This window comes from Blautia sp. MSJ-9 (assembly GCF_018919065.1).
In the GTDB taxonomy this organism is placed as follows: domain Bacteria; phylum Bacillota; class Clostridia; order Lachnospirales; family Lachnospiraceae; genus Blautia_A.
Genome location: NZ_JAHLQG010000006.1, coordinates 48,070 through 64,532 on the forward strand (window position 1 = coordinate 48,070; position 16,463 = coordinate 64,532).

Below are 16,463 nucleotides of genomic sequence, written 5' to 3' on the forward strand. Positions count from 1 at the left end.
GCTTGAGCAGCGTCCCCTCTGGACACCCCTTGCGCTTCTTTTTAGGAGCGCGAGGGGTTTTTGTGTGTAAGGGTATTAACTTTACTGATTCGCCAGGTTGGGTCAAAAAAGTCACCGCGTGTTCGTGGTGGCTTTTTTTCGCTACTTGCTTGATTTGGTTAAATTAATTCTGAAAATGAATCTTTTGTTCTGTGAGAACCGGGTAGCGGATCAGGGTGGCGGAGTCTAAGTTTTCATGGTTCATGTTTACTGCTGATATCTGGTGGTTTTCGTAGGTGGTATAGTAGTAGATTCCTTTGGTTACATTGCAGCAGGAGGTGTAGAGGGTGATCTCGTATTTTCCATCGTCTACTTCACAGCATCCTCTCTGCTGATCTACGGAGCCGAGGATATGGAAGAATTGGCTGATGCTTTCTGCTTCGGAGTCACCGGATCGGGAGTTCATTTTGGTGAAGGCGACTTTGGCGAAGCGGGAGGCGGAGGAGAGGTCTCCCGGGAGGCCGAGGGCGCCCATGCCGCGGCTGTAGGATTGAAGTTCTAATCCAGGGGCGAATGTGTTCTCTGGCTGGCGTGGGGAGAGAGACTGGTAGTTGTTGAGCTGGAACATCTGTTGTGGGAATGGTGGGTTGTTGGTGAGGACACCTACAGGGTTATCATAGATGTGGAGACCGTCCTGCATGGATTCAATGACGAGGCAGCCGGAGGCGTCTGCGAGGATCCAGTGAAGCTGGGCGCAGGGGAAGGTCTCGCTGAACTGAGTGTTGGTGATGTTCATGGCGGAGAGCTTCCGGCGAGCCTCTTCCAAGGTGGAGCACTGGCTTAAAATCCATGGAATGAATTCGAACTGGGCTACGTTTTCTTTGTCTGATACTGGTTCTGCATAGGCTGCGTTTCCTACGAAATTCAGACCTGCCATGCCGAGACCTTTTTCGTTAATGGCATCATAGTAGAGCGGATAGTCTCCGGCTACATGGGCCATGCCGATGATAGCATAGTGAGAGTCCAGAACTTTGTCAGAGTGACGGAAGTGGAATGGGTAGTTTCTTGGTGTGATGGTGATTTCATCACCGTAGGAAAATTCGTAATCAAGGGTTCGACCGAAGTAGAAATCTTTTGTTTTATAAGTTGCTGCTGTACACATAATGATACCTCCTGATTAAAGTTGTAATCTGCGTCTATGAAAGTGTTTAACTGAAAAGTGGAATCAGATGAATTTCTGAAAGACGGCAGGTAATAGTTTTATTTTTGGAGAATATTACCACAAAGTTTCCGGTTTATGCAAGATATATGTGGCAGTTCTCTGTATACATGTAGTATACTGATATTACTTCAAAATATTTGACAGGAATAGCAGTCGGGAAATTTTGTCTGCTCATAAAATGGAAGGAAATGAATACGCATGGTTACGATTAAACAGATTGCAGAAATGGCAGGAGTGAGCACAACGACTGTATCAAATGTCCTGCATAAAAAGACTGCCAGGGTTTCAGCTGAGACAATAGAACGAATAGAGAAACTTCTGGCGGAGAATAACTACATCCCCAGACTGGGCCTGAATGCGCTGACCAATAAGAGCTCAAAGATCATCAGCATTTTGATCAACACGCCGGCATTTGCAAAAGGATCAGCATATGAGAACCCATTTTATGGAAGGATCATCGGCAGACTGGAGCAGATTCTGCGAGAGAAGGGTTATTATATTATGATCTTCTCAGATAAGAATGTGGAAGAAATTGAGAAGATGACTCTTGGCTGGAATGTAGATGGGATCATTTCTATTTCTATGCCTTTTACATACTGTAAAAAGATTGCAGGGCTTTCTGATAAACCTATGGTTGCCATTGATATGGGAGAATTGCCGAAGGAAGAAGAGAAGTTCTATGTTGTGACTTCTGAAGATGAAAAGGCGGGCATGACAATGGGAGAATATCTGATTTCTCACGGGGCCAGGAGGATTATTTATCTGGCAAATGATAAACATGGCGCAGATTACCGAAGATATCAGGGAACTAAAATAGCGGCAGAGAACAGAGGGTGTGAACTGGATACCAGATGGCTTCCGGTAGAAATGGAAGGCAGACAGGAAGTATACAGGGAATTGCTGAAATATGCAGGAACAGATACCGCGCTGTTCTTTTCCACGGACAGAAATGCAGCAGAGATGATTTCTTTTCTTCGCAGAAATCACATACGTGTGCCGGAAGAGTTTTCAGTTGCGGGAATCGATGACGATGTCTTTGCAACAATCGTATATCCGGAACTTACTACTATGAGGATTGATGTGGAAGAGAAAGCGGATGTGGCTGTGGATATATTGATGAAACTGATTCAGGGAGAAGAGTGTTCTGATTATATTTATAAAACGAAAGTGCAGTTGATAGAGCGGGAAAGTGTAAGAATGTTGCAGAAGTAATACATATGACGGCACACTAGGTATTGATTGTGTATTCTGGTATAAACGGATAATGGCTAAAAGATATGGTGTTATTGTCTGGCAGTCGTCCGATAAATAAAGAAAAATGTAAGCTAATGTTTTGCAGTTAATATGCAGAAAAGAGGAAGAGGATGGAGAAAGTATTTAAGATTCATGAGAATGGAATTTACATGGTATGGAAGATCAGAGAGGACGGCGGGGTCCGTCTGCTGCATTTTTCCGCATTGACATTTGATGAGAAGACACTGAAGAATGACTATGAAGAAAATGGCTGTAGACTGGTAGAGTTAGAAGCAGCAGGCTACGACAGACCGGAAGAGCGCCACGGAACAAAATATATCGTAACTGCACCGGGCTATCGGATGAAATATGTGAGCCACAAAGATGAGAGAAATGAAACAGGAAGAAAACTGGAAATCTGTACTGCAGATGAAGAGTCCGGCTTACAGGCAATCAATCATTTTCAGTTCTTTGACGGGATTGCAGTTGTAAGATGCTGGTGCGAGGTTGAGAATACAGGTACGGAAGTGCAGACTCTGGAATATGTTTCTACATTTAATCTGAATGGAGTAGAGAAGGAAGGCATCCTGACTCCTGATGAGAAGATCCGTATCGGAGTGGTACATAATGCATGGCAGAAGGAACTTCAGGTAAAAGAATATTCTCTTCCAGAGGTCGGCATGGAATTTGCACAGCTCAATGCACCTGTCCGCTCATCCAAAGCTTTTGAGATCACCAATACAGGAAACTGGTCTGCAAAGAGTTACATTCCAATGGGGTACGTGAGAAATACAGAAACAGGCAGCAGACTGTTCTGGCAGATTGAACATAACGGTTCCTGGCACTGGGAAGTCAGTGATTTTACCAATCATCTGTATGTACAGCTCAGCGGTCCGACGGAACAGCAGTCCCATTGGTTTAAAGACCTGAAACCGGGAGATAAATTTGTTACAGTACCTGCAGGTGTAGGTGCAGTGACTGGTGACCTCGGAAATATGGCAAAAGAACTGACGAAATACAGAAGAGCGATCCGCAGAGAAAATCAGGATAATGAAAAGCTTGGAGTTATTTTCAATGATTATATGAACTGTCTCTGGGCAGATCCAACTACAGAGAAAGAATTCCCGCTGATCGATGCAGCAGCGAAAGCAGGATGTGAATATTTCTGCATTGATGCCGGCTGGTATGCCGATGGATTCTGGTGGGATGCGGTAGGTGAATGGAAACCATCTCAGAAACGTTTCCCGGGTGGGATCAAAGAAGTGATCGACTATATCCGTTCAAAAGGAATGATTCCGGGACTCTGGCTGGAGCTTGAAGTAATGGGAATCAAGAGTCCTATGGTAGAGAAAATGCCGGAGAAAGCATTCTTCCATAGACATGGAAAACGAATTTATGACAGAAGCAGATATCAGCTGGATTTCCGTCAGCCAGAAGTTATCGCGCATGCAAATGAAGTAATTGATCGTCTGGTACAGGAATATGGAATCGGTTATATCAAAATGGATTATAATATTGAACCAGGAATCGGCACAGAAGTAGATGCTGCATGCCCGGGCGAGGGACTGCTTGGTCATGAGAGAGCTTATCTGGCATGGCTGGACAGTGTTTTTGAGAGATATCCGGATCTGATCATTGAGAATTGTTCCAGTGGTGGTCTGCGTATGGACTATGCGATGCTTTCCAGATATAGTATTCAGTCTACCAGTGATCAGGAAGATTACAGATATTATGCAACGATATCTGCCAATGCACCTCTGGCAGTTGCTATGGAACAGGCTGCTGTCTGGTCTTATCCCAAAGCAGGAGCAAGTGAGGAAGAGACTATCTTTAATATGGTAAATGCCATTCTTCTCCGTATCCATCAGAGCGGTCATCTGGCAGAGATCACAGATGTTCAGAAGGGACTGGTAAAGGAAGCGCTGGATTATTATAAAACCATCCGTGGAGACATCCGCCAGGCATATCCGTACTGGCCGATCGGAACCTCCAGTTACTCCGATGACTGGTCAGCACTGGCTCTGGATGCAGGAAAGAAGCACTATGTGGCAGTATGGCGCAGAGGTGGAAAGGACAGGATCACACTTCCGATGACAAGACTTGCAGGAAAAGAAGTGAAAGTCCACTGCGCATATCCACAGAATCGTCCGGTCACATTTGAGTGGAATGCAGTAGAAAGTTCTCTGAGCGTGAGAATGAAAGAGGAAATCTGTGCACGTCTGTTTGAAATCGAAGTTGTGAGTGATAAAAAATAAATTGTATATAGCTAGATAGAGAAGTGTCAGAATGGGCTGTCTGGATATCATTTTTGTAATGATATCGTCAGTCCATTTTGCATTAATGGCAGAAACTGAAATTCAAATTATTTTATTATAGCAGAAAATTATTCAACAATATTTCAATGGACGGAAAAGCTTTGGGAAAGTGCTTTTTGTTTTATTAAAGGTTATGAAGAAAACTTACAATAAAATAATGGAAAATAGCGAATAAAATGTTGACACTGCACATAAAACGGGTTATATTGAGAATAACAAAATGAGTCGTTTCTGCTTCATAATTAAACAACTCAAAGAGACAATAGAAACCTAATTTTAACCGGACAGCAAGGCATCTATCTGGTTATGACAAACAGCAAAGCGGATGATTTTACCCGCTTGATCAAAACAGGAGGATCAGGAATGAAGTTCACAGAAGGTTACTGGGAGAAGAATGAACGTGCAAACGCATCCTATGCGATGCAGGCTTTTACAGCGGAAGCAATTCCGGGCGGAATGAGAATCGTTTCTCCGTTCCGTGAGATCAATGACAGAGGCGGTGCTCTGGACGTAGGAACCATCACTACAGAGTTTACTTCCATACGTAAGGATATTATCAGTGTCAGAAGCTATCACTATGAAGGCTACGTAAAAGGTGAGCCGAGATACGAACTGAATGAAGATCCACAGGAAACAGAAGTAGAAATTACGGATTCAGAAGCGGTAATGAAAGCCGGAAGAATGACAGTAAGAGTTAACCTGAAAGATTTCAAGATTACTTATGAAGCAGACGGAAAAGTTCTCACAAACATCGGATTCCGTAACCTTGGTTATATGCAGTATGACAGAGCCACTCTGACGAAATTCCCGGAGCCGAACTATATGGCAGCGCAGTATCAGCCATATATGGTAACTGAGCTTTCCCTTGCACCGGGAGAATGTGTATATGGTCTGGGAGAGAGATTTACAGCGTTTGTAAAGAATGGACAAGTTGTTGATATCTGGAATGAAGATGGCGGTACAGCTTCCCAGATTTCCTATAAGAATATTCCGTTCTATGTAACAAGCAAACATTACGGCGTATTCGTAGATCACAGTGATCATGTTTCCTTTGAAGTTGCAAGTGAGAAAGTAGAAAATGTTGGATTCTCTGTAAAAGGCGAAGAGATCAGATATCATATTATCTATGGCGATGACATCAAGGGTGTGATCGAGAACTACACAGACCTTACAGGAAAACCGGCACTGCCGCCGGCATGGTCTTTCGGATTATGGCTGTCCACATCTTTTACAACAAATTATGATGAAGAGACAACCAACTCCTTTATCCAGGGAATGGCAGACAGAGATATCCCGTTGAGCGTGTTCCATTTCGACTGCTTCTGGATGAAAGAATTCCACTGGTGTGATTTTGAATGGGATTCCAGAATCTTCCCGGATGTACCTGGAATGTTGAAGAGATATAAAGACAAAGGTCTGAAGATCTGCGTATGGATCAATCCGTATATTGCACAGGGAACCAATTTCTTTAAAGAAGGTCTGGAGAATGGATATCTGGTACAGCGTGCGGACGGAAGAGGTATTAAGCAGATCGATAACTGGCAGCCGGGAATGGGACTGGTTGATTTTACAAACCCGGATGCAGTGAAATGGTATCAGAACAAACTGAAAACTCTGCTGGATATGGGCGTTGACTGCTTTAAGACAGATTTTGGTGAGAGAATACCGATCGATGTGAAATACTATGATGGATCTGATCCTGTTTCTATGCACAACTATTATACATACCTTTACAATCAGGCTGTGTTCAGTCTGCTTAAAGAAGTAAAAGGAGAAGGAGAAGCAATCCTTTTCGCAAGAAGTGCGACAGCAGGCGGACAGCAGTTCCCGGTACACTGGGGCGGAGACTGTTCGGCAACCTATGCATCTATGGCCGAGAGTTTACGTGGCGGTCTGTCCTTTACTTTGTCTGGATTCTCCTTCTGGAGCCATGATATGGGCGGATTTGAAATGACAGCAGCACCGGATGTATACAAACGCTGGCTGCAGTTTGGCCTTCTTTCCACACACAGCCGTCTTCACGGATCCAAGAGCTACCGTGTACCGTGGCTGTTTGATGAGGAAGCTGTAGATGTATGCCGTAAGTTTACAAAACTGAAATTAAGATTACTTCCGTATCTGTATTCTATGGCTGTAAAATCACACAGAACAGGTATCCCGTCCATGCGTGCAATGATCATGGAATTTAACGATGATCCGGCAACAAAATATCTGGATATGCAGTATATGTTAGGCGACAGCATTCTGGTTGCACCAATCTTCAATAAAGAAGGACATGCAGAATACTATCTGCCGGCCGGAAAATGGACTCATCTCTTAAGCGGAGAGGTAAAAGATGGTGGAAGATGGTATGAAGAAGATTATGACTTCTTCTCACTGCCTGTATTTGTAAGAGAAAATACTCTGCTTCCGATCGGTGCAGTAGATACTACTGTTGATTATGAGCTGGAGAAAGATGTACAGATCCAGGTTTATGAACTGAATGGAACAAGCTCCTGTGAAGTAGTGACACGTACAGGGGAATCTGCATTTACAGTGAATGCAGTAAAAGAGGAAAATAAACTGACTCTGGAAACAACCAAAGAGAATCCGGGAATGACATATCTGCTCAGAAATATTCATGAAGTTTCAGCAGTTAAAGGTGGAAATGTAGTGAAGGATACAGAAGATGGAATTATTCTGGCAGCAGAAGGTTCTAAGACAGAGGTGACATTCTAATCTGTGAAAACGAGCAGAATTCTTCAGATGAATGCGTACAGGCCTGGATGAAAATTGGATAAAATGGAAATAGAAGAATAAGAAAAACAAGAAAAACAGGAATAAGAAACAGGAGGCTTGTCAGTGACGGACTGATGAACCTCCTGTCTTTGTTTTTTTACTCAAAAATCTAATTGTTTTTTGATAAGTAGATATCCTTATTTACAAAATATGCGGTTAAGTTGATCACTGCGGTAAGAAGCAGAAAGATGATTCCAAGGAATACTGTGATGCCGCTGGAATGTACCATGATTTTGAACAGATCAGTAAAGGTAATGGAAATATCCTGGATGTAATCGGAAATAATATCCGGAATGCTGGATTTGATCCGCCATGGGATGTACAGAAAATCCGTTACAACTAAAAAGATACCACTCAGTAAACAAAATCCGTAACTGAGCAGATATTTCCACCGCTTTGTTAATAATCCTGAAATTGCTACAGATAAAACAGAAAAAATGCAGGGTACAATAAAACTGATTTTATACATGAAAAGCAATCGGGAAACTTCTTTGATTTCAACAAGCTGATCTCCAACAACTTTGGCAGTTTCGCCTGCCAGACTATGTACCAGATCTTTCAGTAAGCTGTTTTCACTATCTTCGGAATCCGTTAATGTGGTATCTTCCAGAAGACTGGTAACATTATTTTTTATAATATCTCCGGCAGTATTGCTGTGTATGGCAGAAGCACCCAGACAGACTGCCGCCAGAAGACCGGTGATCAATATGATCGTTGTGAACAGTTTATTCATGTGGAAATTCCTTCTTTCTTTATTGCCTAAATAATATTCATATCTTCCTCTGTATCAGCTTCAGCAGTATCAGCAGCAACTGTAATCTCTGGCGATTCATTGCAACTTTCTATAAAATCGGAAGTTTCGTTCTGAGCGCTTATATTTATGCTGATCGTCTGATCCTGAGTCAGATACATGACCCACATAAAAATAATGACAAGAATACAAAGAATAAGGATAACTTTAAGCCCTCTGTATTTCTTTTTCTTTTTAGATTTTTTCTTCTTGGTGTTACCAGATTCGGATGGTACTGATGCTGGTTTTGGTGCAGGTTTCGGAATCTCTGTGAAATTTTCTGATTCATAAAGTGCAGAATATAACTCCTGCATGGACTGGAAACGGTCTTCCGTATGAATACTCATACCTTTTTCAATTGCATAGGCAGCAGCAGGCGGGCAGTCAGAAGCAAGTTCCCGGACTGGCTGCAGGTTCTCATGATAGGCGCGTTCCAGAGATTCCGGAGGAATGGTTCCTGTGATGCAGCGGTACATTGTGGCGCACAGTGCGTAGACATCTGTCCAGGGACCCTGATTTCCGTGGGTACGGTATTGCTCTTCCGGTGTATATCCCGGTTTTAACATAATGGACATACTTTTTCCGGTTGAGAAAATATAATCTCTGGCACCGCCGAAATCCAGAATCTTAATTGATCCGTCCTTACAGAGCATGATATTGTCAGGGCTGATATCACGATGGATCAGATTCATATCATGAACTTTTGCCAGAGAGTGGATTACTGGCTGCATCATCTGCAACGTCTTTTGAGCAGAGAGTTTTCCTCCATTTTGTTTCAGATAGGATTTCAGGGTTATTCCGTCGATATATTCCATTACGATATATGCGGTATGATTTTCTTTGAAGAAATCCTTTACTGAAACGATTTCAGGTAAGTTATTGCACTTTGCCAGAAGCCGTGCTTCGTTAATGAATTTCTCCCGTCCTTCTTCAAATATGTCATGCATAGAACTTGAATAAGAAACGACGGTATTACTTTCAGATCTGTTTCTGGTTGCGCAACCATTCGGATAATATTCTTTGATTGCAACTTTCATTTCCAGGTTCAGATCCATACCAATATAAGTAATGCCAAAACCACCTTCTCCAATTGCCATACCAAGCAGATATTTCCCTGCAAGAATGGAAAATGGCTGCAGATGATAAGGTGGGATCTCTGCTGTTTTCGGATCAAATCCGCAGAAAGGGCAGATTTCACTGGCACTGTTTTTTTCCTGCATGCAGTGTATGCATAAATTTTCTATTTTCATATGTAACTCCTTGTGTTAGATAGTTTTATTATAATCACAAAATGCTTGTAATACAACCCAAAATAAAAGCAGTAATAGCATAACTGTGATTACTATTCACACGCCACTATCCCGCGAGGTGTTTTGGCATGAATATGCCAAAATCCCGAGACATACAGCGCGACTTTATGCGATTAGCATAAAGTCTGTGCATCGCGAAGCGTGTTACTGGGCACGGAGTGAACAGTAACTAAATATGCGCATAAAATGATGGTCTGCATAGTGGAAAAACATGAAAACATGTATTATAATGAGTAAGAATATATAGTTTAACCAAACTGCGGAGCAGTTATTTGGTGTAGAGCCACGTAGCGAAGCGGATGATTTTATCCGCTTGTCAGAAAATGCGTATGAATAGTTTGAAAACATTGAATATAAAAGAAATTGGAAAGAGAGCAGGAGAAATACTGCTGATATTTCTATTCTGTCTGTTTTACAGATGCCCGTTTAAGTTATTTCTGCACGTCGAATGTCCGGGATGCGGCATGACACGGGCAATAATTTCTGTATTAAAACTGGATTTCAGACAGGCATTTGCGTATCATCCATTATTTCCAATTGTGATTCTGGGAGGAGTCTATTATGTGTTCCGGACACAGTTTCGGAAATGGCTTCACATTGGAGCTAAACAGGAAAATGTAATGCTGCTGGTAGCTGGACTGATTTTTCTTGGAAGATGGATATGGATGAAAATTTAATCAATTAAGATTAAGATAGAAATCTTTGTGAGAAGTACGAGGGAGGAACAAGATGCTTGAAAAAAGAAAGAGCCGTGTGAAATTTATCATTCTTACAGTGCTTTGTATTGTACTGGCGGGAATTTCCGTGGCGGAAGGATTTTTGTATTTACAGACAAAAAGAAATTATGATCATTTACAGTCGCAGAAGACAGAAATTAAACAAAAATATAAGGCAGTCAAAAGTCAGGTAAGTGAAAAGGATGAGAAGATAACTCAGCTTGAACAGGATGTGGAAGATTTAAAGCAGCAGGTGCAGACTTTACAGCAAACCCAGACAGAAGTTGCCCAGCAGAATGAAGAAGCACAGGCAGCGGAGGCACAGACAGAGATAACGCAGGAAGAAGGAATGCTTTCTCCATCATCAGGAGATTCAGCATTTTCAGATGTACATCTAAGAGTCAACGAGCCAATCAGTGATGATGAAATTATAAATATCGATAAATATTTTACTTCCTCTGTAATCGAAAGAGGCGATGAGATTTTTAACAGAATTAACGGGAAATCCTATCGTGACAATGACGATATTGCCTTAGAAGATCTTAGATATCTGACTATCCCATATTATAATTTTGAGCAGCAGGTGATATTGGGAGAGATGATTGTTAACAAGGATATTGAGGAAGATGTGCGGAGTATTTTCAAAGAGTTATTTAATAATAAATATGAGATAAATTCTATGAAATTGATTGATGATTACTGGCAGATAGGAAGTGGTGGAAATATTGCAGATAACAATTCTATTGAAGCTAATAATACCTCATGTTTCTGCTACAGACCGGTAACAGGTGGCGAGAGTATTTCCAATCACGGCTATGGAAGAGCAATAGACATTAATCCACAGCAGAACCCTTATGTGGAAAATGGGGGAAATAGCCATAGAAATGCAGACGAGTATGTGAACAACAGATATGTTGGTGAGCCACATGTGATCGTAGCAAGTACTGAAGATATCTGTTACTCCACATTTAAGAAATATGGATTCACCTGGGGAGGTAATTGGACGAATCCGATAGATTATCAGCACTTTGAAAAGCCAGTATTCTAAGTAATGCGAATAGATAACTAAAACAATGGAAGGACCAATAGTATGATAAGTTATTCAATGATAAGCCGCCCAGGCAGCAGGCAGTGTAATGAGGATTCTGTAGAGATGTGTACGATGGAAGGAAACTATGTATTTACACTTGCAGACGGCCTTGGCGGTCATGGGGGCGGGGACGAAGCCTCGGCCTGTGTGACAGGAGAAGCAATTGATGTATTCCGGCGGGAGAGAGACAGCAGTGAGTATCTGTCTCATGCGTTTGAGAATGCACAGCAATGGCTTCTGCAGAAGAAAGCACAAAAAGGAAAGAAAGAAGAAATGAAGAGTACTATGGTAGTGCTCCAGATTACAGAAAAACAGATTCGCTGGGGACATATCGGAGATTCCAGGCTCTATTATTTCCACAAAGACCGGATGGTAAGCAGAACCCTGGATCACAGCGTACCGCAGATGCTTGCTCTGGGAGGCCAGATTAAAGAAGGAGAGATTCGGCATCATAAGGACAGAAACAAGGTCCTGCGAGTTCTTGGAACACCTTGGGAGGGCGAAGCTTATTCACTGGCAGACCCTATTGAGATAACAGGCGATCAGGCATTTATCCTCTGCTCCGACGGTTTCTGGGAACTGATCACAGAGAAAGAGATGGAGAAAACCCTGAAGCAGTCCTACAGTGTAGCACAATGGCTTGAGAAGATGGAGAAGATTGTGCAGAAGCATGGTGAGGGCAAAGATATGGATAATTATTCTGCAATTTGTGTTTATATTGATTCTAAGTAAAATACTTACAGGAATCAGACTATGGATGCTTATATTTATAAAGAATATAGAAATTGAACATAGAATATTTATCCGTTGAATAATCAAAATCTATGATTAAAAAATAATTTGAATATTCTTCAACAAAAAAGTTTGAGTGGGGAAGAGAAACATGGCAATTGTAAAGTGTGAAAACGGGCATTTTTTTGACAACAACAAATATACTTCCTGCCCGTATTGTGTGAAACTGGAAAACGAAAGAAACCGGTATGAAGAGCAGATGCGGGATCAGGTGACAATTATGATCCCAAAGAGGGATGATAGTGCAGAAACATCAGAGTCTGTGACTGTCGGTCTGTATGAGCCACCCAAGGGTGATGACCAGAAAACCATCGGCGTTTTCGGCAGACAGTCAGGTAAAGATTTCGTGACAGGATGGCTGGTGTGCACGAAGGGAAGGGAAAAAGGAAGAGACTACCGCATTTATAATGGAAACAACTGGATCGGAAGAGGCTACCAGATGGACATCTGTATCGTAGATGACCCTGCCATTTCAAGAGAAAGACATGCAGTGCTGGTCTATGATCACAGGTCCAACAAATTTTTCCTCTCACCTGGGTGTGGAACTATCACAATGGTCAACCATGAGATGCTTGTAAAAGCAAAAGAAATAAAGAGCAGAGACAAGATCACACTTGGAGAGAGTGAATTTACATTTGTTCCGTTCTGCGTGGAGGGAGAAACATGGGAGAGAGAAGAAAAAGAATAGGAAAAATAATAGGACTTCTGCTGACAGGAATGTGTCTGATGCTTCCATTTAATGTATATGCGCAGTCCTGTGAGATAGAGCAGATTTCCTTACATATGCCGGATGTAAGAGTGTATTACCGCAGTGACCAGCAGGAGCAGAATTATGAAGCATATCTGGGTGGGGAAGCTCTGAACTATGATAAATCCGCACAATTCAGCGAGCTGAATGAAGGTGTCGATTATTACATTCTTTTGGATATCTCAGCGTCCATTCCGGACAGTCAGTTTGCAAATATCAAAGATGGTATCATTAATTTTATCTCATCTGAAGGTGAAAAGGATAAATGTGTTCTTCTGACTTTTGGTGATGAATCAAATGTAGTGTTGAATGGTTCTGAGAATCCACAGGATGCAGCAGCTGTTGTCCAGGGATTGAAGAATGACGATATGGAAACTGTACTGTTTCAGACACTGGTCAAGACTGCAGACATGATCGATCAGGCGGCACAGACAGAGGAGAAACGCCGGGTAATCATTACGATCACAGATGGCGAAGATTGTGTGACAGGACAGGCGACTTCCAATGAGGCAGTAAGCGAACTGAATCATAAGGGAATTCCGATGTATGCCATTGCAGTAGACGTTGGAAAAGAAGAATATATCAACAGTTTCGGAGAACTTGCCCGAAATACAGGTGGTACCCTGAGTATCTTTAATTCAGGAACTTGTCTGGATCTTATGAATCAGATCCGAAATACAGTCCAGGACAGTTACGTGGCATTCTTCCACAGTGATACCAATGTAGCAAGCAACACAAGAGAAGACCTGACTGTGAAATTTCTGGATCAGCAGGTAACTGATACAAAAGAGGTAATCCCTACAAGATGGATTCCGGATACGGAAGCACCACAGGTAGTTCAGTGGGAAAAAGAGAGCGATAACGAACTGAAACTGACATTCTCTGAGAAAGTTCTGAATGCCGATAACCTGGCAGATTATAAGGTAGAAAGAGACGGCGAAGCTGTTGCCGTAGACTCTGTTTTTTATTCAGAGAAAGAAACGCCTTATGCAGTTCTTACTTTCAAGGACAAACTGTATACAGGAAACTATCAGATTAATTTTTCCGGCATTACAGACTGCTCCATGGAGAAGAACGGTATCACAAAGCTGGACAGCTTTGATCTGGACGGAGCGAAAAAGGGCAAATCTACAACGTTCTGGATCATTCTGATCGCAGGAATTGCAGCAGTGGTAGTAGCTGGCGTGATTATTGTAGTTGTGGTGACTTATAAGAAAGTCAAGAAGAACAAAGGCGTAATCTATGTGGATGGCAAAGCAACCCTGGCATCCAATGTGGATGTGAAGCAGCATGTTTCCGTGGTAAATCTTCCGCAGAAAACAGTTACTTTCCTGATGAAAGATCAGATCAATGGAAAATGTGAGCTGAAGATTACGATCAATGGAAGTGCTATGGCAGGACGAAGCGATGACTGTGATATTTACTTCGATGATCCAAAGATGTCCAGACAGCATTTTGCACTGGAGACAGATGGAAATGATGTTTATATCACAGATCTGGAGAGCAGTAACGGAACATTAGTTAACGGAGTTCGCCTGAACAGGAGAAGAAAGCTTTTGCCGAATGATGAAATTACAGCAGGGAATATCCAGGCAAAAATTGTCTGGTAACTATACATAGAAGGAAATTAACAGTTAAATATAAATTATAAAATCATATAAGTATATGTTGAGTTTTATAAGATATTAGAATAGGATATTATTGAAAGGAGTTGATACTTTGAGTAAATATTATTCTATACATGAATTTTCAAAAATTATAGGCGTATCTGCCCAGACATTACGAAATTGGGATGCCAATGGAAAACTTCATCCGCATCATACTACAGTAAGTGGCTATAGATATTATTCTGATGAGCAACTCAACCAGGTAATAAATGTAAAGCCTAAAAACCGCATTACAATTGGATATTGTCGCGTTTCCAGCCATAAACAGAAAGATGATCTGGAACGACAGATTGATAATGTTAAGACATATCTTTTGGCAAAAGGACAGCCATTTGAGATAATAAGTGATATCGGTTCCGGGATTAATTATAAGAAAAAAGGACTTCAGGAATTAATCAGGCGAATATCTCAAAATCAGGTTGAAAAGGTTGTTGTTTTATATAAAGACCGGCTATTACGATTTGGTTTTGAGCTGATAGAATATATCACTTCACTTTATAATTGTGAGATTGAGATCATTGATAATACTGAAAAATCCGAACAGCAGGAACTTGTTGAAGATCTGGTTCAGATAATCACAGTATTCAGTTGTAAATTACAAGGAAAACGAGCGAATATAGCTAAGAAACTTATCCGTGAACTGATACAGGAGGAAACAGATGGTAAAAGCCATAAAAGTAATGCTGATACCAAACAATGTACAGAAAACTAAGATGTTTCAGTACGCAGGTGCTTCAAGATTTGCTTATAACTGGGCTTTGGCCAGGGAAATAGAAAACTATGAAAAAGGCGGAAAATTCCTTTCAGATGCAGAACTCAGAAAAGAATTTACAAAGCTTAGACATTCTGATGAATATGCGTGGTTATTGAGTATTTCAAATAATGTAACCAAACAGGCGATCAAAGATGCCTGTACTGCGTATAAGAACTTTTTTAAGGGTTTGCAGAAATTCCCAAGATTCAAGTCAAAAAAGAGATCAATGCCGAAGTTCTATCAGGACAACGTTAAGATACGCTTCAGTAATACACACGTTAAATTTGAAGGCTTTTCTTCCAGCAGGAAAGCAAATAAACAAAAAATGAATTGGGTAAGACTTGCAGAACATGGACGTATTCCGACAAATGCTAAATATATGAACCCGAGAATATCCTTTGACGGATTGAACTGGTGGATCAGCGTATGTGTAGAATTTCCTGACTGCAGGGAAACACTTAATGATGACGGAGTCGGCATAGACCTGGGAATCAAAGATCTGGCTGTCTGCTCTGATGGAACTAAGTATAAGAACATCAATAAGAGTCAGAAAATAAAGAAATTAGAAAAACAGAAACGCAGATTACAGCGTAGTATCTCTCGTTCTTACGAGAAAAATAAGAAAGGGGAAAGTTACTGTAAAACAAATAATGTAATCAAAAAGGAAAAACTTTTATTAAAACGAAATCACAGATTAACAAACATCCGTAAAAATCATTTAAATCAGACCATATCGGAGATCATAAATCGAAAACCAAGATTTATATGTATTGAAGATCTGAATGTCAGCGGAATGATGAAAAACAGACATTTATCCAAAGCAGTTCAGGCACAGGGATTTTTTTGGTTTAGAAAACAGCTTGAATATAGGTGCAGCGATAAAGGGATTCAGCTTATTGTGGCTGATCGGTTTTATCCATCATCAAAGCTTTGCAGCTGTTGTGGAAACATCAAAAAAGATCTGAAGTTATCTGACAGAGTTTATAGATGTGCGTGTGGGAATATGATTGACAGAGATTTCCAGGCATCTATAAATCTCAAGACTTATGGAGAAAAATTTGCAAGCTGA

13 protein-coding genes are annotated in these 16,463 nt (G+C 41.3%); 10 read left to right on the plus strand and 3 right to left on the minus strand.

Translation table 11 applies throughout. The annotated features are described in order from the left end of the window. Nucleotides 1-163 precede the first annotated feature (163 nt). Entirely contained in the window at nt 164-1,141 is a 978-nt protein-coding gene (bsh, locus tag KQI87_RS01280; protein WP_216458569.1) for a choloylglycine hydrolase, read from the minus strand. Between the two features lie 258 nt (nt 1,142-1,399). Here bsh and KQI87_RS01285 point away from each other — a divergent pair, with 258 nt between their 5' ends. The 3 genes from KQI87_RS01285 to yicI all read left to right on the plus strand — a co-directional run bounded on the left by KQI87_RS01285 (nt 1,400) and on the right by yicI (nt 7,467). Then, nucleotides 1,400-2,413, plus strand: coding sequence for a LacI family DNA-binding transcriptional regulator (locus KQI87_RS01285; RefSeq protein ID WP_216458570.1), 1,014 nt, complete (start codon nt 1,400-1,402; stop codon nt 2,411-2,413). Between the two features lie 152 nt (nt 2,414-2,565). Then, the gene (locus tag KQI87_RS01290; RefSeq protein ID WP_216458571.1) at nt 2,566-4,689 is read left to right on the plus strand and encodes a glycoside hydrolase family 36 protein; all 2,124 of its coding nucleotides are present in this window, start codon (nt 2,566-2,568) and stop codon (nt 4,687-4,689) included. A gap of 423 nt (nt 4,690-5,112) precedes the next feature. Further along, nucleotides 5,113-7,467, plus strand: coding sequence for an alpha-xylosidase (yicI, locus tag KQI87_RS01295; protein WP_216458572.1), 2,355 nt, complete (start codon nt 5,113-5,115; stop codon nt 7,465-7,467). A 169-nt stretch (nt 7,468-7,636) separates the two neighbouring features. Here yicI and KQI87_RS01300 read toward each other — a convergent pair whose 3' ends face one another. Both KQI87_RS01300 and KQI87_RS01305 read right to left on the minus strand, forming a co-directional pair. After that, on the minus strand, nt 7,637-8,260 hold the full coding sequence (locus KQI87_RS01300) for a hypothetical protein (RefSeq protein ID WP_216458573.1): 624 nt from the start codon (nt 8,258-8,260) through the stop codon (nt 7,637-7,639). Nucleotides 8,261-8,286: 26 nt separating this feature from the next. Beyond that, complete coding sequence (locus tag KQI87_RS01305) at nt 8,287-9,567, minus strand: serine/threonine protein kinase (RefSeq protein ID WP_216458574.1); 1,281 nt, start codon at nt 9,565-9,567, stop codon at nt 8,287-8,289. 389 nt (nt 9,568-9,956) lie between these two features. Here KQI87_RS01305 and KQI87_RS16740 point away from each other — a divergent pair, with 389 nt between their 5' ends. The 7 genes from KQI87_RS16740 (at nt 9,957) to KQI87_RS01340 (ending at nt 16,463) form a co-directional block, all read left to right on the plus strand. Beyond that, nucleotides 9,957-10,304, plus strand: coding sequence for a DUF2752 domain-containing protein (locus KQI87_RS16740; RefSeq protein WP_216458575.1), 348 nt, complete (start codon nt 9,957-9,959; stop codon nt 10,302-10,304). A gap of 52 nt (nt 10,305-10,356) precedes the next feature. Further along, nucleotides 10,357-11,391: a M15 family metallopeptidase gene (locus KQI87_RS01315; protein ID WP_216458576.1), complete on the plus strand. Its 1,035-nt coding sequence runs from the start codon at nt 10,357-10,359 to the stop codon at nt 11,389-11,391. Between the two features lie 42 nt (nt 11,392-11,433). Continuing rightward, nucleotides 11,434-12,165 carry a PP2C family protein-serine/threonine phosphatase gene (locus KQI87_RS01320; protein ID WP_216458577.1) on the plus strand — a complete coding sequence of 244 codons (732 nt, stop codon included), beginning with the start codon at nt 11,434-11,436 and terminating at the stop codon, nt 12,163-12,165. Nucleotides 12,166-12,316: 151 nt separating this feature from the next. Then, entirely contained in the window at nt 12,317-12,913 is a 597-nt protein-coding gene (locus tag KQI87_RS01325) for an FHA domain-containing protein (RefSeq protein WP_216458578.1), read from the plus strand. After that, a complete protein-coding gene (locus KQI87_RS01330) occupies nt 12,889-14,583 on the plus strand; it encodes an FHA domain-containing protein (protein WP_216458579.1) in 1,695 nt (564 codons plus the stop codon). The genes KQI87_RS01325 and KQI87_RS01330 overlap by 25 nt, the downstream gene beginning before the upstream one ends. A gap of 109 nt (nt 14,584-14,692) precedes the next feature. Further along, nucleotides 14,693-15,352 (plus strand): IS607 family transposase, encoded by a 660-nt coding sequence (locus tag KQI87_RS01335; protein WP_216458580.1) that lies wholly within the window; start codon nt 14,693-14,695, stop codon nt 15,350-15,352. Next, entirely contained in the window at nt 15,300-16,463 is a 1,164-nt protein-coding gene (locus KQI87_RS01340) for an RNA-guided endonuclease InsQ/TnpB family protein (protein WP_216458581.1), read from the plus strand. The genes KQI87_RS01335 and KQI87_RS01340 overlap by 53 nt, the downstream gene beginning before the upstream one ends.